The following is a 21126-nucleotide window of genomic DNA, read 5'->3' as shown; positions in this document are numbered from 1 at the left end:
TAGGATCTGTTCGATGTACGAAGAATTTTACGGCTTCAGCGAGCGGCCCTTTCAGCTCACGCCCGATCCGGCGTTTTACTTCGAAAGCCTGACGCATAAGAAGGCGCTGAGCTATCTCGGCTACGGCCTCAATCAGGGCGAGGGGTTCATCGTCATCACCGGCGAGGTCGGATCGGGTAAATCGACCCTGGTGGCGCATCTCAAGCAGAAGCTCGACGACGAACGCATGACCGTGGGCGAGGTGGTCACCAGCGCGCTGGACGGAGAAGAGATGATCCACGTCGCGGCGCGCAGTTTCGGCCTGGATGTAACCGGGCGCGACAAGGCAGCGGATCTGGCCGCAATCGAGCTGTTCCTGCACGAGGAAGCCCGCAACGGCAGGCGTGTGTTGCTGATCGTGGACGAAGCGCAAAACCTGTCGATCGGGGCGCTCGAAGAATTGCGCATGCTGTCGAATTTCCAGCTTGGTTCGCATCCCTTGCTGCAAACACTGCTTTTGGGGCAGCCGGAATTCAAGCAGCTTCTCGCCCAATCGGATGAACTCGAACAATTGCGTCAGCGTGTAATCGCGGCGCATCACCTGGATGCGATGCAACCGGGGGAGATCGAGCCCTATGTCATGCACCGGCTCAATCATGTCGGTTGGCAGGGCAATCCCGAGATCGAAAACGGTATTTGGGTCGATCTGCACAAGGCAACAGGCGGGATACCCCGCAAGGTCAATCAGGTGATGACCCGCTTGCTGCTTCTGGGTGCTGTCGAAGAACGCTCCTTGCTCGATGGCGAGATGCTTGGCGCGGTCGTCGAAGAGATGAGCGGCGATGCGGCGCCGGTCGATACCCATGCGGCCAAGCCGCGCCCGGACCGCGACCTCCCGGCCGCCGAGGCGATCGCGCGGGCACGGGACCAAGCCCAGCATTCGCGAACGGCGCCCGAGCCCGTTCCAGCGACGACCGGGGAAGACGATGCCCGGAAGAAGGGTCTCCTCGACCATCAGATAGAAGCGATCGAAGCCGCATTCGCCGAGCGCGACAAGCATATGGCCGTGCTGCGCCGCGAGGTCGAAAAGCTTGGCGCAAGCCATGCATCGAGCGATCTGCCCGAAGACGTGGGCCAGCGCCTTGCCTCGATCGAGGCTAGGCTGGACGAGCAGGAGCGCTCGCTCCGCCACGTCCTGACCATGATGATCGACTATTTCGAAGCGCAAGGTTCGCGCGTGGCGGCCTGAAAATCGAGGAGGGGGTGTTGAGCGACAGCACCATCGTCAACGGCCTCTCGGTCGATGTCGAGGACTGGTTCCAGGTCGGCGCGTTCGAAAACACCATTTCGCGCGAACACTGGGATGGACTCGAATTGCGGGTGGGCGACAATGTCGCGCGCATCCTCGATCTGTTTGACGGTGCAGGTGTTAAAGCGACCTTCTTCACTCTGGGTTGGGTCGCGGAACGCAACAAGGCTGCCATGCGCGCAATCGTCGAGCGCGGTCACGAACTGGCCAGTCACGGCTATGACCACACGCGGGTCTTCACCTTCTCGCCTGCCGAGTTTGCAGAGGATCTCGCCAAAGCCCGCGCCATTCTCGAGGATGCAGGCGGTCAGCCGATCACCGGCTATCGCGCACCCAGTTTTTCGATCGACGCGCGCAATCGCTGGGCACACGATATTCTGGCCGAACAAGGCTATGTCTACTCGTCCAGCGTGGCGCCGGTGGTGCACGATCATTATGGCTGGCGAGAGGCTCCGCGCTTCGCATTCCGCCCTGTCGAGGGCAGCGAGCTGGTCGAAATCCCGGTGACCACGGCGCTGCTGAAGGGAAAGCGCCTGGCTGCGGGCGGCGGCGGTTTCTTTCGCGTCTTGCCCTATGGTTTCAGCCGCTGGGCGATCGGGCAGGTCAACCGCGAGGGCCGTCCGGCGGTGTTCTATTTCCACCCATGGGAGGTCGATCCCGATCAACCGCGGGTTGCCGGAGCACCGCTGCGCTCCCGCATCAGGCATTACACCAACCTCTCAAAAATGGAGGGCAAGCTTTCCAGGCTACTTGGCGATTTCGCCTGGGGCCGGATGGACGAGATCGCCCAGGGCGAGAAGGCGCGTAGCCGGGTATGGTCGGCATGAATGCGCCGATCTCTAATAAGGCCTCCATAAGGCAGGCCGATCTTGGCGATGCGGAAGAAGTTGCGCGGATCGAGCGCTTCGTCGCACGGCACTGCGGCAGCGTCTTTCAGCGCCCGCTATGGCTGCTTGCGATAGAGCGCGGGACCGCTAACGACGCGCTCGGACTTGTGATCGAGCGAGCAGGGGATCTGCAAGGCTGGCTGCCGCTTACCGATGTTCACTCCCCACTATTCGGCCGGGCGCTGGTGTCGAGCGGGTTCGGCGTCGACGGGGGTGTGCTGGCCGAACGCGAAGAGGACGTAAGCGGGCTGTGCCATGCTGCGGAAGAACTCGCAAATCGCCGCGCGGCGTCGAGCGTCGAGTTGCGTGGGGGACCGGCGCCTTCCGAGTGGCGCCCCGTTACCGGAAAGCATGCAGGTTTTACCAGCGATCTTGCAGCGGACGACGAGGCACAGTTGCTGGCCATCCCGCGGAAGGCGCGAGCCGAGGTGCGCAAGGGCCTGAAGAATGACCTGGATGTCAGCATCGGTCAGGGTCCCGAAGACCGGGCAGCCCACTACGCGGTCTATGCGGAAAGCGTGCGCAATCTGGGTACTCCGGTATTCCCGCGCCGCCTTTTCGATGCCGTGCTGGACATGTTCGGGCAGACGGCGGATATCCTGACGGTCAGTCATCGTGGCACGCCTGTCGCCAGCGTCTTGTCGCTTTACCACCATGGCGCGGTTATGCCTTTCTGGGGTGGGGGCAGGTGGGCTGCACGTAGCCTGCGTGCCAATGAGCGAATGTATTACGAGCTGATGTGTCATGCGCGCCGCAAGAGCTGCACGCGGTTCGATTTCGGGCGTTCCAAGATCGGCAGCGGCCCCTATGCCTTCAAGAAGAACTGGGGTTTCGAGCCAGAGCCGCTGACCTATCATATGTGGACTCCGCCAGGCGTAGAGCCGCGCAATGTCGACCCGACCGACGAGGGCTACTCAGCGAAAATTGCGCTGTGGAAACGTCTGCCGCTTCCGATCGCCAATCGGCTGGGGCCGTGGATCGCGCGCGGGCTCGGCTGACATGGGCCAATTCCTGTTCCTGGCGCATCGGGTTCCCTTTCCTCCGGACAGGGGGGACAAGATTCGTTCGCACCATTTGCTCAAGGGGCTGGCCAAGCTCGGCCCGGTCCATGTCGGGACCTTCGGCGAAACGCCGCAGGACATGGCGCAGAAGGGTGAACTGGCTGCGATCGCGAAGACCCATGCGCTGATCCAGCGCAAGAAACCGCTTCCGTTTGCGGGGGTGGAGGCCCTGATACAGCACAGGCCTGTCAGCCTGACCGCTTTCGAGCATGAGGCCATGCACCGCTACGTCGCCAAGACGCTGGGAAATCACAAGATCGATACGGTTTTCGTTTTCTCCGGCCAGATGGGTCAGTACGTCCCCGGCGACTATGCCGGTCGCGTGATTATCGACCTGTGCGATGTCGATAGCGCCAAATTCGAAGCCTATGCCGCTGCCGGACAGCGGAGCTGGCTGAACCGGCGCGAGGGGAGGCTGCTTGCTCGCGAGGAGGAGAGATTGGCCCACCGTGCCGATACGACGCTGCTGATAAGCGACAACGAGGTCGCGCTTTTCCGCTCGCGGCTGTCGAGTACACGGCAAGTCGAGCTATGTGCCCTGGGTAACGGCATCGATGCGTCCTTCTTCGATCCGGATCGCGTCGCCCTTCATCCTGATCTGGAGGAGGGCGAGGACCCGCAACTCGTTTTTACGGGCCAGATGGATTACGCGCCCAACGTGGCGGCGGCCGAATGGATGATCGAGAACATCATGCCTGCACTGCGCCGTACCTATGCGCGGGCGCGGTTCCATATAGTCGGGCGGACTCCGACGGCAGCTCTGAGAGACCGGCATGGCGAGAACGGGGTTCGCGTGTGGGGCGAAGTGCCGGATGTCAGACCCTTCCTTAAATCGGCCGATCTGGTTGTAGCACCGCTCCTCATCGCGCGCGGCGTTCAGAACAAGGTTCTGGAAGCCATGGCCATGGCGAAACCCGTTGTCCTGACGCCCGGCGCGGCTACCGGCATCGCTGCCGAGAATGACTTGCACTTCGCCATAGCACGGCCCGACCCGGCAGAAATGCTCGTCCGGATTGAAGCGCTTCTGGCCGACCGCGACAAACGGATGGAAATGGGGCGTGCGGCTCGTGGGTTTGTGATCGACCGCATGAGTTGGGACAGTGTCCACAAGCGGCTTGCGCAATTGCTCGCCCCAAAAGACAGTACGAAGCATGCGATCTGAAGCCGCCTTGGAGAACCGTACTACCTCAAGCTGGGGGAGGGCCCTCACGCTGTTCGCATTGGCCTGGGCAGCCCTTTTCTGGGTCACCTTCCCCGAGTGGTCGGAGATGGCCCACCAATGGTGGGATATCGATACCTACAGTCATATTCTGCTGATCCCGCCGATTATTGTGTGGTTGGTCTGGATCAGGGGAGACGAGCTGCGGCGCGTGGAGCCTTCGGGCTGGTTGCCGGGCCTTGCCTGGTTTTTCATGGGCTTGACCCTCTGGCTCGCTGGCCGGATCGCAGACGTCAATCTGATCGCGCAAGCTGGTGTCGTTGCCGCGTTTCAGGGAACCGCGCTCGGCATTCTCGGCTTGCGCGCAGGCCTCGTGCTGGCGTTCCCTCTGGCCTATATGGCATTTCTTGTTCCCTTCGGCGACGAGATCATCCCGCCGCTGCAATTTGTCACGGCGGAAATCGCCACTTTGCTCACGCAATGGAGTGGCATCGACACGGTCGCGGATGGTATTCTCATCGATACGCCCGCCGGGCTGTTCATCGTGGCCGAGGAATGTTCGGGCGTGAAATTTCTCATAGCGATGATCGCCCTGGGCGTGCTGGTGGCCCATACTTGCTTCTCCAGTTGGCATCGTCGGTTATGGTTCATGCTCGCCTGCGTAGTCGTACCGATCATCGCCAACGGTATCCGCGCATGGGCGACGATTTTCATCGCGCAATACGTCGGCGCCGAAGCTGCGGGGAGTTTCGATCACATCATCTATGGCTGGGTCTTCTTCGGTATCGTCATCGCAATGGTGTTGGGGGTTGCCTGGCGCTGGTTCGAGCGCGAGCCCGAGGACGCGGGATGGTCCGTTGCCGAGGTATCCGCCATGCCATTGGTGCCGCGCATTGAAGGGAAGGGCGTCAAGCCAGCACTCGTCCTTGGCGCAGTCCTTACCATCGCATTGGTCTTTGCCCTGCTTGCTCGGCTCGTCTAGGCCCTCGCGCATATGTGCGGGATCGCGGGGATTTTTCATTACCAGACGGTGAAGCCGGTCGATCCGAGGCGGGTAGAACGCATGACCGATGCGCTCGCCCATCGCGGCCCCGACGGCAGCGGTGTGTGGACCGCACCGGGCGTGGGGCTGGGGCACCGCCGCCTGTCGATCATCGACCTCGATGGCTCGCCGCAACCGATGCCTTCGGCCGATGGGCGCGCGGTGATCGTCTTCAATGGCGAGATCTACAACTACCGCGAATTGCGGCGCGAGCTGGAGCGGGGCGGGGCGCGTTTTCGCACCGATGGCGACACCGAAACCATCCTGGCTGCCTGGGAGAAGTGGGGACCAGACTGCCTGTCGCGTCTCGACGGCATGTTCGCCTTCGCGCTCTACGATCTCGACCGGCGCCAACTGTTCCTCGCCCGCGACCGCCTGGGCGTGAAGCCGCTTTACCTTGCGCGGCTCGAGGGCGGGGCACTCGCCTTCGCCAGCGAGATGAAGGGCCTGCTCGCCAATCCGCTGATGCGGCGCGAGATCGATCCGCTGGCGATCGAGGACTATATGACCTGGGGCTATGTCCCCGACCACCGCGCGATGCTCAGAGGGGTGGAGAAGCTCCCGGCGGGCCACTTCCTCCTGCTGGAGCACGGCCGCGAGCCGGGGCCGCCACGCCAGTGGTGGGATGTGAGCTTCGCCGACCGCGAGAAGGGACGGACAGAGGACCTTTCGGCCCAGCTCCTGCACCTGATGCGCGAGGGCGTGACTAGTCGCATGATTGCCGACGTGCCGCTGGGCGCTTTCCTTTCCGGCGGGGTCGACAGCTCCTCGGTCGTGGCGCTGATGAGCGAGGCGAGCGCGGTCCCGGTAACGAGCTGCTCGATCGGCTTCGATGTCGAGAGCGTCGACGAAACGCGATATGCGCGGCAAGTGGCGGAACTCTTCGCCACCGACCATCACGAACGCATCGTATCGGCCGACCAGTTCGGAGAGATCGACCGGATCGCCGCGATCTTCGACGAGCCCTTTGCCGATGCCAGCGCCCTGCCGACCCTGCGGGTGTGCGAACTCGCCCGCGAGCACGTGACGGTCGCGCTGTCGGGCGACGGCGCGGACGAGGCCTTTGCCGGCTATCGTCGGCAGATCTTCCACGCCCGCGAGGAGCAGGCCCGCGCCGTGCTTCCGCGCGGCTTGCGCGAACCGGTGTTCGGCGCGCTCGGACGGCTTTGGCCCAAGGCCGACTGGGCGCCGCGTCCGCTGCGCGCGAAGACGACGCTGCTGTCGCTCGCCGCGAGCGGGGAAGCGGGCTATGCTCGTGCCCTGTCGATCCTCGCGCCCGAGCAGCGCGAGCGGCTCTATGGCGAGACTCTGCAGCGCGAGCGGGGTGAGTACCGCGCCGAACAGCCGTTCGAAAAGCTGATGCGGGATGCTCCTGCGCGCAGCGGACTCGACCGGGCGCAATATGCCGATCTCAAGTTCTGGCTCCCCGGCGATATCCTCACCAAAACCGACCGCACCAGCATGGCTGTGGGCCTCGAAGCGCGCGAGCCGCTGCTCGACCATCGGTTGATCGAATTCGGCGCGCGCCTGCCGCATCGTCAACGACTGCGCGGGACGACGGGCAAGTGGCTGATGAAGCACACCATGGAACGCTACCTGCCCGAAGACATACTCTACCGGCAAAAACAGGGATTCGTGACCCCGCTCTCCGAATGGTTCCGCGGCCCGCTGGCCCCAGAAGCCAGGGCGGTAGCCTCGAGTGAACTGCTGACGGGCAGCGGATGGTTCGCCCGCAAGGCACTCTCACGCCTCGCGGACGATCACATTTCGGGCCGTTCGGATCATGGGCGCGTGCTGTGGCAATTGCTGATGCTGGAGCGCTCGCTCCGGCATCTGGGACCCACGGGATAATCACGAACCACCGTCACCCCGGCCTCTGAGCCGGGGTCCCGCTTCTTTCTGGCGGAGCGCTAGGTCGCGAAGAAGAGCGGGACCCCGGATCGAGCCCGGGGTGACGAAGGGAAAAAGGTGTAACGGGCTAACGCGCGTCGACCAGCACCACTTCGGCGTCGTCGAGCGCTTCCACCACGATCTCGGTCTCGCCGGTCACGGCAATCCCGTCGCGCGGCTGTGCCTCGATGCCGTTGACCTTCACGCGGCCTTTCGGCGCGACGAGATACTGATGCCGCTCGCCCGAGGTGCTCCACATCGCCGTCTGACCGGCCGCAAGCGTCGCCGCGGCCACCTTGGCATCGGTGCGGATCGGCAAGGCATCGTCGGTCTCGGGGGTGCCGCTGGCGAGCACTTCGAAAGCGCCTTCACGACTGGCCTTGGGAAACGCGCGCTGGCCCCAGCCGGGCTCCTCGCCTGCGCGATCCGGGATGATCCAGATCTGGAACAGCGTCGTGTCCTCATCCTCGAGATTGTATTCGGCATGGGTGATACCGGTGCCCGCGCTCATCACCTGCACATCGCCAGCGGCCGTGCGGCCTTCATTGCCGAGGCTGTCGCGGTGGCTGATCGCGCCTTTGCGCACGAAGGTGACGATTTCCATGTCACGATGCGGATGCGGGGGAAAGCCGGTCTGCGCCTGTATCGTGTCGTCGTTCCACACGCGGATGCTGCCCCAGCCCATCCGGTCGGGATCGTGGTAGCCGGCGAAGCCGAAATGGTGCCGCGCGTCGAGCCAGCCGTGATTGGCATGGCCCAGCGTGGCGAAGGGTCGGATATCGATCATGCAGTGTCTCACATCGGCGGGGTGTTGACGCCGGAAGTAGCATCGATGTGGGACGCGCTTTTCCGTCTTCAAGAACGCACACGGATGTGACTGCCCCGGCGGCAGCTAGCCGAGGCCGTGGCCGCGCGCCATGTAATCGGCGCTCTGCATTTCCTTGAGGCGGCTGACGGTGCGCTCGAATTCGAAGGCGCCATCGCCTGCGGTGTAAAGGTCTTCCGGCTCTGCGGCAGCAGTGACGAACAGTTTTACGCTGTTTTCATACAGCGCATCGATCAACTTGGTGAAGCGGATTGCTTCATTGCGGTTATCGGGAGACAGGGTGGGAATGCCGACGACGATCACCGTGTGATAGGCATGCGCGATGGCAAGGTAATCGGCCGCGCCGCGGTTCTCGCCGCACAGCCGCTTGAAGCTGAACACGCCGACGCCTTTGAGGCTTTTGGGTACATGCAGCGTGCGCCCGCCGCCGAGGTCGAGCTCGGCGCTGGGGACGTGTTCAGCATCCTCGGGCTTGTAGTCGGTAAGGCGGAAGAAGGCCTCGCGCACCTGCGCGGTCGCGGCATCCCCCAGCGGGGAGTGCCATGTCGCCATGTCGCCCAGTCGGTCGAGCCGGTAATCGGTCGGCCCGTTGAGCGGCAGTACGTCCAGTTCGGCTTCCACCAGATCGATGAAGGGCAAAAACAACGAGCGATTGAGCCCGTCCTTGTAAAGATCGCGCGGCGCGCGATTGCTGGTGGTCACCACCGTCACGCCCTGGTCGCGGATCAGCGCGGTGAAGAGGCGTGCCATGATCGCGGCATCGGCAGTGTTGGTGACGACCATCTCGTCGAAGGCCAGACAGCGCACGTCCTCTGCGATATCGCGCGCAACCTTACCCGTGGGATCGCCCGGATCGCTCTCGCGCCGTGCGCGCATGCGGCGGTCGACTTCGAGCATGAATTCGTGGAAATGCGCGCGGCGTTTCTCGTCGATGCCCAGCGTCTCGACGAAAAGGTCCATCAGCATCGATTTACCGCGACCGACGCCGCCCCACATATAGAGGCCCTGGGGTCGCGCTTTCTTGGGCCGGAACAGTTGCGCCAGCAGCCCGCCGCTGGTTTCCGCTTCCAATTCCTTCTGCAGCCGGTCGAGCCGCTCGGCGGCGCGCCGCTGGTCGGGATCGGCCTGTAGTTCGCCCGCGGCGACGAGCCGCTCGTAGCGGGCGAGCATTCCGGTCATTGGGTTGCGCGGCGCTTCATCTTCTTCACGATACCGGAGAAGCTGGCGACCGTATGATCCTCCTGCACGACCGTCCCGCGCACGAAGACCATGCTGCCGGTCTCGCGGACGATTTCGCATACCGCATCGAGCGGTTCGGCGGGTTTGCCACCGCCGACGAACTGGGTCGACAGCTCCACCGTGACCGACGGCCCGGCATTGCCGGTGCCGATCGTGTGCATGGTGGTGAACAGGCTGATGTCGATCAGGGAAAGCGTGACCGCGCCGTGGATGATGCCCTGAAGGTTCTCGTGCCGCCGTTCCGGGAACATGCGCAGCCGCGCCTTCCCGTCATCGTCGACGCGGGTGATGAGCTTGCCCATCACCGCGCCGTTGAACAGGCTCTGGTCCTTCAGGTTCCAGTGCCGCCAGCCCGGATTGTCCGGGTCGGGGCCGTGTTCGAAGATTTCGTCCCGTGAAAGCAAGCCGGATCAGATCGCGCGTTCGGCGATCATCTTCTTGGTTTCGGCGATCGCCTTGGCCGGGCTCAACCCCTTGGGGCAGACATTCGCGCAGTTCATGATCGTGTGGCAGCGGTAGAGGCGGAAGGGGTCTTCAAGCTGGTCGAGCCGTTCGCCGGTCATCTCGTCGCGGCTGTCGGCCAGCCAGCGATAGGCTTGCAACAGGATCGCCGGGCCGAGGAACTTGTCGCTGTTCCACCAATAGCTGGGGCAGGCGGTCGAGCAGCAGGCGCACAGGATGCACTCGTAGAGCCCGTCGAGTTTTTCGCGCTGTTCGGGCGACTGCAAGCGTTCCTTACCGCTCGGCGTGGTCGAAACGGTCTGGAGCCAGGGGCGGATGCTGGCATATTGCGCGTAGAAATGGGTGAAGTCGGGCACGAGGTCCTTGATCACGTCCATGCTCGGCAGTGGGGTGATGCGCACCTCGCCCTTGAGGTCCTCGATCGCGGTGGTGCAGGCGAGGCCGTTCTTGCCGTTCATGTTCATCGAGCACGAACCGCAGATTCCCTCGCGGCACGAGCGGCGGAAAGTCAGCGTCGGGTCGATTTCGTTCTTAATCTTGAACAGCGCGTCGAGGACCATCGGGCCGCACTCATCGAGATCGAGCTCGAACGTATCGTAGCGCGGATTTTCGCCGCTGTCGGGATCGTAGCGGTAAATCTTGAACTTGCGGATGCGCGAACCGCCATCTGCCTTGTGGGCGCGGCTCTTGCCGGTGATCTTCGAATTCTTCGGAAGGGTGAAGGTCGCCATTACGCTTTCGGTCCTGTTTCTCTGCGCACCCCATCTAGCGGTTCACGCGAGGGGCGCAAGGCCATCTATGACGCAATTGCGGCAATGCCGTTGCCGCGGGATCGAGGGCGGCAGGCCCGCTTGAGGAGAAAGGGCCGCCGGTCACGGCAATCGCTGGAAATCCTCTTTGCGGAGAGGAACCTGCAGACCATCCCATGGGTCTATCTCGATGAGATGAATGCACAAACAACATTTCGGCGCGCTGCCGTCTTCGGCGCGAGCGGCGGTATCGGCGGGGCACTGGCCGGGACACTGGCGGATCGGGGGGTGGAGGTATGGGCGGGAAGTCGCTCCGGCTTTTGCCGCGACGAGCGGATACGCGGTTTCGCCTTCGACCTGGCCGACGAAGCCTCGATCGCGGCAATGGCTGCGGAGCTGGCGGCAACGCCGCCCGATCTCGTGATAGTGGCCAGCGGCGTTTTGACATTGGACGATGGGAAAGGCCCGGAACGCTCGTTCAAACAGATCGATGCCGATGCGATGGAAGCCGCCTTTCGGCTCAACACTATCGGGCCGGCCCTGATTGCCAAACATTTCCTGCCCCTGCTGCCGCGCAGGGACCGGGCCGTATTCGCCGCATTATCGGCGCGGGTCGGCTCGATTTCGGATAATCGACTCGGGGGCTGGCACAGCTACCGGGCAAGCAAGGCGGCTCTCAACATGCTCTTGAAGAATTTCGCCATCGAGCTCGGCCGAACGCACGAGGAGGCAGTGGTCGCGGGTTTGCATCCCGGCACTGTCGACACGCGTCTGTCCGAACCGTTCCAATCCAACCTGCCGGATGGACAACTGACAGCTGCCAACGCCGCGGCCGCGAACTTGCTCAAGGTGCTCGACGGATTGACGCCGAGAGACAGCGGAAGTGTTTTCGACTGGAAGGGTGAGGAGGTGCCAGCCTAGCACGGTTTCTACATTGGGGGGCGTGCCCGAAATCCGAGAGAGAATTTCGGCATGCATATATTGGCGGCAATCACATAGGGGCCGGTTTCAGACGTACTGTCCGGCCCGTCGGTTCAGGCCTCGGTTAAAAAACGTCGTCCTGCCGCCGTGCGATTTTCCAGATGGTAGCGGATCAGTTCACCATGGCGCGTTGCGCCGATACCCAAGCCCGTGGCGCGTTGGGGCACGCGGACATTCGGCCGCGCATTCGCTTCGATTAACATAGGGCCTCGGTCACTCGGCGCAACGTCCCAGCCAATTTGAACATGCGCAGGAAAGTGATCGCCATGCGCATCGAGGGCAAGCCGCCTGAGCGCCGGCCAGTCCGGGATCCGCCTGCCGGTAATGGGACGATCATTGGCCGGATGCCGGTCGAATTCGCCCGGTGCCGTGGCGTATCTCGCCAGTCCCAATTCGCCCGTTTCGAAATCGATGGCGGAAAAGATACCGCCGGCATGTGCGTTGTCGACGATGACGCCGGGCTGGGCCGCGAGACGGAGAACCGCCGTAACCAGTTCAGGCTTACCGCGCTCGTCGAGGATGGTGGTGATGCGTGCTGTGGGCAGGGCGTCGAGCGCGATGCCCGCAATATCGAGATGGGGCCGAAGCAGGTCCTGCGCTATCCAGCCGCCGGTCGTTTTCGTCTCTTCGAGCATCCGCAGGAAGCCGGTGGGCTCCAGATCGTCAGGCTGCGCGGCAATCAACTCGATACCCGCGCCTCCCGACCCTCTGATCGGCTTCAGCAGGAAAGGCCCGGCTTCGGGCCGTTGGAATATCTTCCATCCGTCCTTGTCAGAGCGTTCGGCAAGAACGCGGGGGTGGGGCAGGCCAGCATGCGCGCAGACGCGATAGAATTCGCCTTTGTCGGTGATTGCGGGGTCGTGATCGGTCGCCGGGTTGGCGATTGCGCGGCTCACTCCGACATGTTCGAACCGCCGCATAACGGTATCGAAGTCACTTTCGCCGCGAATGTCGTAGAGGGCGACATCGCCGGGGTCGGCAAACCGGCTGAGGCAGATCCGTACCGCCTCCAAACGGCGAGGCTTGCTCCATCCCCACTTGCGCGCGACCTTGCGCGCGCGAAGGGCGATGAAAAGCCGGAAGGCCGCATAAAACAGAGCGTTAAAGGCAATCCTCAGCGGACCTTGGCCCCGGCGCATCCGTGCGTAATAGGGATCGAGAAAAGCGGCGGAGCGAAAATCGACGATGCCCGGATAGATGGCGAAGTTCAGCCGGACGAGATCGTATAGCCGCTTCATCGATCGTCAATGGGCTGCTGAGACGAGCCCCTGGCGCCGCCAGCTTTCCGCCAGCAGTGTTTCCAGCAAGTCCGCGTGGCTGAATCCGGCCTGCGCGGCGGCCTTGGCCATGACCTTTTCGGACCACAGGTTGCAGTTCAGATTGATCTCGATGAAATTTATGTCGCCGGTCTTGAGATCGAGGCGGAATTCGATCCGGCCGTAATCGAACGGGACGAATTCGCGCGCGACCTTCTTTGCCATCGCTTCGATCTTGGGGGCGATTTCGGGATCATCGAAGCGCTTGAGGGCGGCTTTCTCGGTGTTCTGCACGAGATCGCGCTTTTCGTAATAGGTCCACAGCCGTTGCGTGTCCTCGCGCTCGTACCATAGCATCGGAAGCGCAATCGGTTCGTCGTCGATCGTAATGAAGGCACACTGGACGTCGTAACCGTCAAGATAGGGCTCGACAATGGCATCGTGCCCTTCGGTGTGGATGTGCCACACGGCGTTGGCGACTTCGGTCCAGTCGTGGGCATCGGTGATCCCCCAGCTTGCCGAAGACGCGTTGGGCTTGATAACCCATCTTCCGGCATCTTTGGCGGGAAGGCTCTTTTCCAGAACCGGTGCTCCCCGACGATAGCAGAACCACGGTGCGGTCGGCACTCCGGCATGGTCGCAGACGAGCTTCGATACCGATTTGTCGTCACCCAATCCGCGTAGAAAAGGCATGGCGCCAAGATAGGGAATGGCGTGCCTGTTGCACAGAATCGGGATCAGCATTTCGCTGTTCACGAAGCCCCCTCGATTAAGCAACGGGAACACGAAATCGACGTCCGGCTTTTCGAAGAGTACTTCATAGTGGTTGGCAAGCTCCAGATTGAGCCCCAGACCTTCCAGTGTCGTGCGTACTTCGTGGTGATATATCGCGTGATTGCCGTCTTCGGGGTGCATCCCGCCGCCGAACAGGGCGTGCTTGGCCATGAACAGTGTGCGGATGCGCTGCTTGGCTTCTTCGGGAATGCGCATAGGTTCGATGCGAGTGTTCATGTAGACCCGTTGGTGGTGGTTTTGGCGCGCCTTTAGTCGCACGGCCCCGGCTCCACCAGAACTTTGTAGCGGACAAGTTAGCACTTGCTGTGCGCGGAAATGTCGATAGCGTCGGATTGTCGCGCAATCGGAGGGACTTGCTCGGTGGGCTTGAGACAATGGTACGATCGCCACGTGATGCCCCGCCTCGTGACGGCTGCTTGCGGCCAGGAGGGGATCGAGAAGCGCCGCCGTGAAGTTATTCCGCTTGCACAGGGAAGGGTTTTCGAAATCGGCTGTGGCGGCGGGTTCAACCAGGCGCTCTACGACAGCGACAAGGTGACCAGCTTTGCGGGGATCGATCCGCATGCGAAGCTGCTTGACGGTGCGCGCTTAAGGGCGCTGGCGAAGGGCTGGGAAACCGACATTCGTCAAGGGGTAGGCGAAGATATACCGTTCGCCGACGGGTCTTTCGACACGGTTGTCTGTACCTACACGCTATGTTCGGTCGACGATCCCGCGCGTGTTCTTTCGGAAATCCGCCGAATTCTCGCACCGAGCGGGCAGTTGCTGTTCCTCGAGCACGGGCGTGCTCCAGATGCCGCGGTGGCGCGCTGGCAGGAACGGATAGAGCCGGTGTGGAGCCCGCTGGCCGGGGGATGCCACCTTAGCAGACCGATCGGCGCGTCGCTGCGCGGGGCGGGATTCGCGGTGGAGCCGCTGGGTCAGGCCTATCTGAAAAAAGCCCCCAGGATCATGGGCTGGATGGAATGGGGCGTGGCGCGCAAAGCCTGAGGGTCGGCGAACGGTTTTCGGTCCGCCAACCCTCTAATCGACCTATTCGTCGCCAAAAGTGCGCTGCCACCAGCCGCGCTTGGGCTTGGCGGGTTTGCCTGGTTCGGGGCTTTCCTCGGCCGCAGGCTCTGCCGCTGCCGCGTCGGGCTGGGGCGCCGGTTCGGGCTCGGGTACCGGTTCCGGCTGCGGCGCCGGTTCGGCTGACTTTTCCGCCGGAGCTTCGGCTACGGGCTTCTTCTTGCGCGGTGCGCGCTTCTTGGGCTTGGGTTTTTCTTCCGCCTCGGCTGCAGCTTCCGCAGTTTCGGGTGAGTCCTCGGGACCGGCGACTACCGCCATGTCCTCGACAACCGCTTCGGAAACCTCCTCAAGCTTCTCAGCGTCTTCCGCAGTGACCTCGTCGGAATTCTTACCGCGTCCGCGTCCACCCCGGCGGCGGCCCCCACGGCGACGGCGCTTCTTGGGTTTGTCTTCGCCGCTTTCGTCATCATCGCCATCGTCGTTTTCCATGTCGTCAGCGAGATCGTCGGCGTCGTCCTGATCGCCGTCGTCATCGCGCTGGCGGTTCTTGTTGCGACCGCGACCACCGCGGCGCCGGCGGCGCTTCTTGCGCTGACGACCGTCACCATCGCCGTCACCATCGTCGTCTTCGGCTTCCTCGACGATGTCCTCGTCTTCCTCATCGTCGACGATGAGGTCGAATCTCGGGGCGTCCTTGGGCTTGGGGCCGTGGCTCGACACGGTCATCTTCGCACCTTCGTCCTCGCCCTCGGGGACGACTTCGACGGTTACGTGATAGCGCTGCTCGATTTCCATTAGGTCGGCGCGCTTTTCGTTGAGCAGATAAATCGCCGCTTCGGTGCTGGCACCGAGGCGGATGGTCGAACCCTTGCCCTTGGCCGCCTCGTCCTCGATCAGGCGCAGCGCGGAAAGGCCCGCGCTCGATGCGGTGCGGACAAGACCGGTGCCATCGCAGTGCGGGCAGTCGCGCGTGGTCGCCTCGAGCACGCCGGTGCGCAGGCGTTGGCGGCTCATTTCCATGAGGCCGAAGGAACTGATGCGGCCGACCTGGATGCGCGCGCGGTCGTTCTTGAGCGCTTCCTTCATCGCCTTCTCGACCTTGCGGGTGTTGGAGTGGTGCTCCTGATCGATAAAGTCGATGACGACGAGGCCAGCCATATCGCGCAGGCGCAGTTGGCGGGCGATCTCGCGCGCTGCTTCGAGATTCGTGTGCAGCGCGGTCTGCTCGATATTGTGCTCCTTGGTGGAGCGGCCCGAGTTGATATCGATCGACACCAGCGCTTCGGTCGGATTGATGACCAGATAGCCGCCCGATTTGAGCTGGACCACCGGATCGTACATCGCCTTGAGCTGATCTTCCGCACCGTAGCGCTGGAACAGTGGCACGGGGTCCGAATACTGCTTCACGCGCCGGGCATGGCTGGGCATCAGCAGCTTCATGAATTGCTTGGCCGATTTATAGCCATCCTCGCCCTCGACGATGACTTCCTCGATCTCGCGATTGTAGATGTCGCGGATGGCCCGTTTGATCAGATCGCTGTCCGAGTGGATCAAGGCAGGTGCCGAGGATGAGAGGGTGCGTTCGCGGATTTCGTCCCATAGCCGGGCGAGATAATCGAAGTCGCGCTTGATTTCGGTCTTGGTGCGGCTGAGGCCGGCGGTGCGCACGATCAAGCCCATGGTGCGCGGAAGGCTGAGAGCGGAGACGACCTGCTTGAGCCGTTTGCGGTCCGAAGCGCTCGAAATCTTGCGCGAAATGCCGCCGCCATGGCTGCTGTTGGGCATCAGGACCGTATAGCGGCCCGCAAGGCTGAGATAGGTCGTCAGCGCGGCGCCCTTGTTCCCGCGTTCTTCCTTGACGACCTGCACGAGCAGGACCTGGCGGCGCTGGATGACATCCTGGATCTTGTAGCGGCGACGCAGCGCCATGCGCTTGGCGCGCGCTTCGTCCACTTCCTTGGCCCGCGCGCGACCCTTGCCCTGGCGGCGATTGCGTCCGCGACGACCCCGGTCGCGCCCTTTGGGCCGTTCATCATCTTCGTCGATGCCTTCGTCTTCATCGGAGTCTTCATCGTCCGACTCGTCATCGTCCGACTCGTCATCGTCCTCGCGGTCGAGATGACCTTCCTCGATGGTAGCGACGTCGTCCTTATCGGATGTATCGACTTCCTCCAGCCCGTCTTCGGCCAGATCTTCGGCCAGCGCCTCGGCGCTTTCGTCATCGGCGTCGTATTCCTCGCCCGGCATTTCGCCGCGCTGCTCTTCCTCGTCGCGCAGGCGCTGCTCTTCCTCCGCAGCCTCGGCCTCCGCGGCCAGCAAGGCTTCGCGATCTTCCTTGGGAATCTGATAATAGTCGGGATGGATTTCACTGAAGGCGAGGAAACCGTGGCGATTACCGCCGAAATCGACAAAAGCGGCTTGCAGCGAGGGTTCGACCCGCGTGACTTTCGCCAGATAGATATTGCCTTTTATCTGCTTGTGATCGGCAGATTCGAAATCGAACTCCTCAATCCGATTGCCTTTGAGTACCGCCACCCGGGTTTCTTCCTGGTGGCGCGCATCGATAAGCATGCGCGTTGCCATTGATATTTCTCCAGCCGCGTCGGGGCAGGGCGAACCCTGCGTTTGCGCGGCGCATTACGTTGGAAATTCCGCGGCCCTGTCTGGGCATCGCGGTGTTTGCTAACCGGCCGTGTTCGCTCTGTAGGAAAGGCCGGGTATTCGTGACTGCGGGAGTAGCCCTGCGCATATTGGGCGCTGTCCGGCCCGACACGGCGGCATAGGCGGGAGCCTGTGCTGCTGTCGTCGGGGAAAAACGGGCCATGTCCGGCATCAACCTGTATTGTCTTGGGCCGTGACGGCTCTTGCCGCTATAGCCTGAAAAAGAACGGTTTTTCACGGTGACCCTCTTCGTCGCGGAATATTCGCGCCGATCGGAGGCATCGGAAAACCGGTACGATGTCGCTAGCACCGTGGGTTTCGCACGGCAACCATATTGCGTGATTGGATAACAAGGTCATAACCATGCGGGCGATGTCGATCCGTGCGCAAATCATTTTGCTGCTGCTGTTGCCAGTGGCCTTGTGCGCAGCGCTTATTGCCACGGCCCAGCGGATTCCCGTACCCGCAATCGGCAGGGAATACGTTCTGCGGGTCGAACTTCCTCAGGCGGATGTTCCTGCGGCTCTACCGCAAATCGCGGGCCGGGAGGGTCTGCCCTTGGTGGTCATCGACCCCGGGCACGGGGGGCACGATCCGGGCGCATCGGGCCAGGGCTATCGCGAAAAGACCGTGGTGCTCGGCCTTGCCCGGGCTTTGCGCGACGAGCTTGAGCGGGAAGGAACCGTTCGCGTGGCACTGACCCGCGACGACGATCGCTATCTCCTTCACGCCGAAAGGATCGATATCGCGCGCCGCCTTGACGCGGATCTGTTTTTGTCCATCCATGCCGACAGCGCGGGCGATGCGGCCGAAGTAACCGGAGCGAGCATTTATACCCTCTCCAATGCGGCATCGAGCGAAGCGGCGGCGCGGTTTGCCGCGCGCGAGAATGCTTCCGACCGACTCAACGGCATCGACCTGGGGGGGCAGAGCGACACCGTGAGCACCATCCTCGTGGAGCTGTCGCAGCGGCGCACACAGGAACAATCGGATGAGTTCGCGCGACTGATCCGCCGCGAGGGGGAAGGTGCGATCCGCTTTCATCCCAGATCGCGCCACTCCGCAGCGCTCAAGGTGCTGCGCGCACCCGACGTACCCTCGGTTCTGTTCGAGAGCGGTTTCATAACCAACGAGGCCGATGCCCAGCGGCTTACATCCGTCGAAGGCCGCGCGCGTTTCGCCAAGGTGATGGCGCGCGCGATCCGCATCTATTTCGCGCGGCAGCAAGAAAGCTGACATCAGAACACTGTTCGTTCTGGCGATTTGCGGAAATGGCGTGCTAGAGGCTCGTGCAAGATCATGTCCGACGAACCCTCCCTGACCTATTACCGCTACCGCATCAGCCGCGATCCGAAGCGTCTGGTGGCGTGGTTCACCGATAATTGGGCGCATAACCGCAAGTTGCGTGCCGCGAGCTATATAGGGGGCTTCGCGGTTGTCACGCTGGTGCTGGCCTGGGCCACGCTCGGCCGCAATCTGCCCGATGCCGAATCGCTGCTCGAATACGAAACACCGCTACCCACCGTGGTACGCGGCATCGATGGCGAGATCGTTCATACCTATGCCCGCGAACGCCGGGTGCAGTTGCAATATGTGGATTTCCCGGAGCGGCTGATCGAGGCTTATCTTTCGGCCGAGGACAAGACCTTCTTCAGCCACGGCGGCGTCGACATCACCGGCACTGCCAACGCCGTGATCGATTATGCCACCAAATTCGGATCGGGCGAACGCGCGGTCGGGGGCTCGACTATTACCCAGCAGGTCGCGAAGAACCTGCTGCTGGGCGACGAATATTCGGTTACCCGCAAGCTGAAGGAAATGATCCTCGCCACGCGCATCGAAAGCGTGCTGACCAAGCAGGAGATTCTGGAGCTTTATCTCAACGAAATTCCGCTCGGTCGTCGCAGCTTTGGCGTACAGGCAGCCGCGCGCGCCTATTTCGACAAGGATGTCGGCGATCTCGACCTGCACGAGATGGCCTTTCTTGCGATCCTGCCCAAGGCGCCTGAACGTTATGGACGCGAGCGCCATCGCGACCTGGCGCTTGTTCGCCGAAATTTCGTGCTGGATCAGATGGTAGCCAACGGTTTCATCAGAGCGGACGAAGGGGCGGCGGCAAAGCGGTTGGACCTCGGGCTCGTGCGGCAGCGTAGCGAACGTTCCGCTGATGCGGGGTACTTTCTCGAGGAAGTGCGCCGCCAACTGATCGAGAAATTCGGAGAAACCGCCGACGATGGTCGCAACAGCGTCTATTCGGGGGGGCTATGGGTACGTACCTCGCTCGACACCGAGCTGCAGGATGCGGCCCGCGATGCGCTGCGCGCGCAGCTCCTCAGCTATCATGGCAACCGAGGTTTCACTGGCCCGATCGCGACGCTCAATCCGGATAATGGCGATCTGACAGCGCAGCTCGCGTCGTCCAATATCTCGATAAACTACGAGGATTGGCGTATCGGGGTGGTGACAGCGCCCGGGCGTGTCGGCTTCACCGATGGCGAGGAGCACACCTTGTCGGGAGGGCCGTCGACACTCAAGGTCGGCGATGTGGTCGCTACCGTGAAATCGGGCAATGGTTACGCGATCCGCGGTGTTCCCAAGGTGTCGGGCGCTTTCCTGGCGGAAGCGCCGCAGACGGGGCGGATCCTTGCCATGCAGGGCGGATTCGATAGTCGCCTGGGCAGCTTCAACCGGGCCACACAGGCGCTGCGACAGCCCGGCTCGACGATCAAGCCGTTCGTCTACGCCGCGGCGTTGGATCAGGGGATGACCCCGGCGACCCAGGTGCCCGACCAGACCTTCTGCGTCTGGCAGGGGGCAAATCTCGGCGAGAAATGCTTCCGCAACTTCGGTGGCGGTGGTGGCGGAGTGCACACCATGCGCTGGGGTCTGGAGCAGAGCCGCAATCTGATGACCGTTCACATCGCCGATGACGCCGGCATGGACAATGTCATCAAAACCATCGCTCGCCTCGGCATCGGCGAATACGAGCCTTACTATTCCTTTGCCCTGGGCGCGGGGGACACAACCGTTGCGCGCATGGTCAATGCCTATGCCGCGCTGGCCAATTGGGGGCGCCAGAACGAAGGATCGGTGATCGATTATGTTCAGGATCGCGACGGAAAAGTGATCTTCCGCACCGACACCCGCGATTGTTCGGGCTGCAATATGGAAGAGTGGGACGGCCAGCCGATGCCGCGCTTCGATGTCTCGGGCCGGCAGGTGATGGACCCGCGCACCGCGTTCCAGATGGTTCACATGTTACAGGGCGTGGTGACGCGGGGCACGGCGGTGCGCCTACGCAGCCTCGATCTGCCCCTGTTCGGGAAAACCGGGACGACCAATGGCCCGACCAATGCCTGGTTTGTGGGCGGTTCGCCCGACATTATCGCGGGGATGTATGTCGGTTTCGACCAGCCGCGCAATCTGGGCGGATGGGTGCAGGGCGGCAATACCGCCGCAACCATTATGAAGCGGTTCGTCGACGCGACGAAGGATCGCTGGACGGCAGAGGATTTCATCGCTCCGCCGGGCATTCGTATGGTCAAGATCGATCGCCGCAGCGGCAAGCGTGTATTCGATGGTAGCCCCTCCGACGAACCGACCGCCGCGATCATCTGGGAAGCCTTCAAGCCGGACACGGAACCGCCGCGCTCTACTCGCTCGGACGCTATTGCGGCCAAGCGCAACGAGATCCTCGAACTGATCCGGCGTGGCAGACAAGGCGCCACCAGCGCCGCCAATAGCGGCCGAGATGACGAGCCGAGCGACTTCGTCGAGGATCAGGGCGGAATTTACTGACGCGCGCGCCTGGCGGGCGCTGCA

At 62.8% G+C, this 21126-nt stretch carries 17 protein-coding genes; 10 read left to right on the top strand and 7 right to left on the bottom strand.

The annotated features are described in order from the left end of the window. The first annotated feature begins 13 nt into the window (after window positions 1-13). The 6 genes from L5849_RS01840 to L5849_RS01815 are packed head-to-tail and all read left to right on the top strand — an operon-like array spanning window position 14 to window position 7288. On the top strand, window positions 14-1228 hold the full coding sequence (locus L5849_RS01840) for an XrtA/PEP-CTERM system-associated ATPase (RefSeq protein ID WP_236924095.1): 1215 nt from the start codon (window positions 14-16) through the stop codon (window positions 1226-1228). Window positions 1229-1260: 32 nt separating this feature from the next. Further along, complete coding sequence (locus L5849_RS01835; RefSeq protein ID WP_236924605.1) at window positions 1261-2115, top strand: XrtA system polysaccharide deacetylase; 855 nt, start codon at window positions 1261-1263, stop codon at window positions 2113-2115. After that, window positions 2112-3173: a FemAB family XrtA/PEP-CTERM system-associated protein gene (locus tag L5849_RS01830; protein WP_236924094.1), complete on the top strand. Its 1062-nt coding sequence runs from the start codon at window positions 2112-2114 to the stop codon at window positions 3171-3173. The genes L5849_RS01835 and L5849_RS01830 overlap by 4 nt, the downstream gene beginning before the upstream one ends. 1 nt (window position 3174) lies before the next feature. After that, a complete protein-coding gene (locus L5849_RS01825) occupies window positions 3175-4398 on the top strand; it encodes a TIGR03087 family PEP-CTERM/XrtA system glycosyltransferase (protein WP_236924093.1) in 1224 nt (407 codons plus the stop codon). Next, window positions 4388-5377, top strand: a complete 990-nt coding sequence (xrtA, locus tag L5849_RS01820) for an exosortase A (RefSeq protein ID WP_236924092.1) — start codon at window positions 4388-4390, stop codon at window positions 5375-5377. The genes L5849_RS01825 and xrtA overlap by 11 nt, the downstream gene beginning before the upstream one ends. A gap of 12 nt (window positions 5378-5389) precedes the next feature. After that, window positions 5390-7288, top strand: coding sequence for an XrtA/PEP-CTERM system amidotransferase (locus tag L5849_RS01815; protein ID WP_236924090.1), 1899 nt, complete (start codon window positions 5390-5392; stop codon window positions 7286-7288). Window positions 7289-7415: 127 nt separating this feature from the next. Here the strand turns inward: L5849_RS01815 and L5849_RS01810 are convergent, their stop codons facing one another. From L5849_RS01810 to L5849_RS01795, 4 genes are all read right to left on the bottom strand, one after another. Beyond that, the gene (locus L5849_RS01810) at window positions 7416-8114 is read right to left on the bottom strand and encodes a pirin-like bicupin family protein (RefSeq protein ID WP_236924089.1); all 699 of its coding nucleotides are present in this window, start codon (window positions 8112-8114) and stop codon (window positions 7416-7418) included. Between the two features lie 105 nt (window positions 8115-8219). Continuing rightward, on the bottom strand, window positions 8220-9332 hold the full coding sequence (gene zapE, locus L5849_RS01805; protein WP_236924088.1) for a cell division protein ZapE: 1113 nt from the start codon (window positions 9330-9332) through the stop codon (window positions 8220-8222). Next, entirely contained in the window at window positions 9329-9796 is a 468-nt protein-coding gene (locus tag L5849_RS01800) for a PaaI family thioesterase (protein ID WP_115416867.1), read from the bottom strand. The genes zapE and L5849_RS01800 overlap by 4 nt, the downstream gene beginning before the upstream one ends. 6 nt (window positions 9797-9802) lie before the next feature. Then, a complete protein-coding gene (locus L5849_RS01795) occupies window positions 9803-10585 on the bottom strand; it encodes a succinate dehydrogenase iron-sulfur subunit (RefSeq protein ID WP_115416866.1) in 783 nt (260 codons plus the stop codon). A 213-nt stretch (window positions 10586-10798) separates the two neighbouring features. Here L5849_RS01795 and L5849_RS01790 point away from each other — a divergent pair, with 213 nt between their 5' ends. Continuing rightward, window positions 10799-11524, top strand: a complete 726-nt coding sequence (locus tag L5849_RS01790; RefSeq protein WP_236924604.1) for an SDR family NAD(P)-dependent oxidoreductase — start codon at window positions 10799-10801, stop codon at window positions 11522-11524. A 113-nt stretch (window positions 11525-11637) separates the two neighbouring features. Here L5849_RS01790 and L5849_RS01785 read toward each other — a convergent pair whose 3' ends face one another. Then, the gene (locus L5849_RS01785) at window positions 11638-12822 is read right to left on the bottom strand and encodes a sugar-transfer associated ATP-grasp domain-containing protein (protein ID WP_236924087.1); all 1185 of its coding nucleotides are present in this window, start codon (window positions 12820-12822) and stop codon (window positions 11638-11640) included. Window positions 12823-12828: 6 nt separating this feature from the next. Next, on the bottom strand, window positions 12829-13851 hold the full coding sequence (locus L5849_RS01780; RefSeq protein ID WP_236924086.1) for a phosphoribosylglycinamide synthetase: 1023 nt from the start codon (window positions 13849-13851) through the stop codon (window positions 12829-12831). Window positions 13852-14028: 177 nt separating this feature from the next. Here L5849_RS01780 and L5849_RS01775 point away from each other — a divergent pair, with 177 nt between their 5' ends. After that, on the top strand, window positions 14029-14625 hold the full coding sequence (locus L5849_RS01775) for a class I SAM-dependent methyltransferase (RefSeq protein WP_174223777.1): 597 nt from the start codon (window positions 14029-14031) through the stop codon (window positions 14623-14625). A gap of 42 nt (window positions 14626-14667) precedes the next feature. Here L5849_RS01775 and L5849_RS01770 read toward each other — a convergent pair whose 3' ends face one another. After that, a complete protein-coding gene (locus tag L5849_RS01770) occupies window positions 14668-17226 on the bottom strand; it encodes a ribonuclease E/G (RefSeq protein WP_236924085.1) in 2559 nt (852 codons plus the stop codon). Between the two features lie 441 nt (window positions 17227-17667). On the opposite strand from L5849_RS01770, the gene L5849_RS01765 reads away from it, so the two are divergent. After that, on the top strand, window positions 17668-18540 hold the full coding sequence (locus L5849_RS01765) for an N-acetylmuramoyl-L-alanine amidase (protein WP_306664113.1): 873 nt from the start codon (window positions 17668-17670) through the stop codon (window positions 18538-18540). Between the two features lie 63 nt (window positions 18541-18603). Next, window positions 18604-21102, top strand: a complete 2499-nt coding sequence (locus L5849_RS01760; protein ID WP_236924084.1) for a penicillin-binding protein 1A — start codon at window positions 18604-18606, stop codon at window positions 21100-21102. The last annotated feature ends 24 nt before the right edge of the window (window positions 21103-21126 follow it).

This window comes from Erythrobacter sp. SN021, from assembly GCF_021864455.1.
This window is presented reverse-complemented; position numbering and strand designations above follow the sequence as displayed.

Coding starts and splice junctions, on each gene's coding strand:
- L5849_RS01815 (WP_236924090.1), top strand. CDS start 5,390: ATGTGCGGGATCGCGGGGATTTTTCATTACCAGACGGTGAAGCCGGTC.
- L5849_RS01795 (WP_115416866.1), bottom strand. CDS start 10,585: ATGGCGACCTTCACCCTTCCGAAGAATTCGAAGATCACCGGCAAGAGC.
- L5849_RS01810 (WP_236924089.1), bottom strand. CDS start 8,114: ATGATCGATATCCGACCCTTCGCCACGCTGGGCCATGCCAATCACGGC.
- L5849_RS01830 (WP_236924094.1), top strand. CDS start 2,112: ATGAATGCGCCGATCTCTAATAAGGCCTCCATAAGGCAGGCCGATCTT.
- L5849_RS01790 (WP_236924604.1), top strand. CDS start 10,799: ATGAATGCACAAACAACATTTCGGCGCGCTGCCGTCTTCGGCGCGAGC.
- zapE (WP_236924088.1), bottom strand. CDS start 9,332: ATGACCGGAATGCTCGCCCGCTACGAGCGGCTCGTCGCCGCGGGCGAA.
- L5849_RS01785 (WP_236924087.1), bottom strand. CDS start 12,822: ATGAAGCGGCTATACGATCTCGTCCGGCTGAACTTCGCCATCTATCCG.
- L5849_RS01765 (WP_306664113.1), top strand. CDS start 17,668: ATGCGGGCGATGTCGATCCGTGCGCAAATCATTTTGCTGCTGCTGTTG.
- L5849_RS01775 (WP_174223777.1), top strand. CDS start 14,029: ATGCCCCGCCTCGTGACGGCTGCTTGCGGCCAGGAGGGGATCGAGAAG.
- L5849_RS01760 (WP_236924084.1), top strand. CDS start 18,604: ATGTCCGACGAACCCTCCCTGACCTATTACCGCTACCGCATCAGCCGC.
- L5849_RS01780 (WP_236924086.1), bottom strand. CDS start 13,851: ATGAACACTCGCATCGAACCTATGCGCATTCCCGAAGAAGCCAAGCAG.
- xrtA (WP_236924092.1), top strand. CDS start 4,388: ATGCGATCTGAAGCCGCCTTGGAGAACCGTACTACCTCAAGCTGGGGG.
- L5849_RS01840 (WP_236924095.1), top strand. CDS start 14: ATGTACGAAGAATTTTACGGCTTCAGCGAGCGGCCCTTTCAGCTCACG.
- L5849_RS01770 (WP_236924085.1), bottom strand. CDS start 17,226: ATGGCAACGCGCATGCTTATCGATGCGCGCCACCAGGAAGAAACCCGG.
- L5849_RS01825 (WP_236924093.1), top strand. CDS start 3,175: ATGGGCCAATTCCTGTTCCTGGCGCATCGGGTTCCCTTTCCTCCGGAC.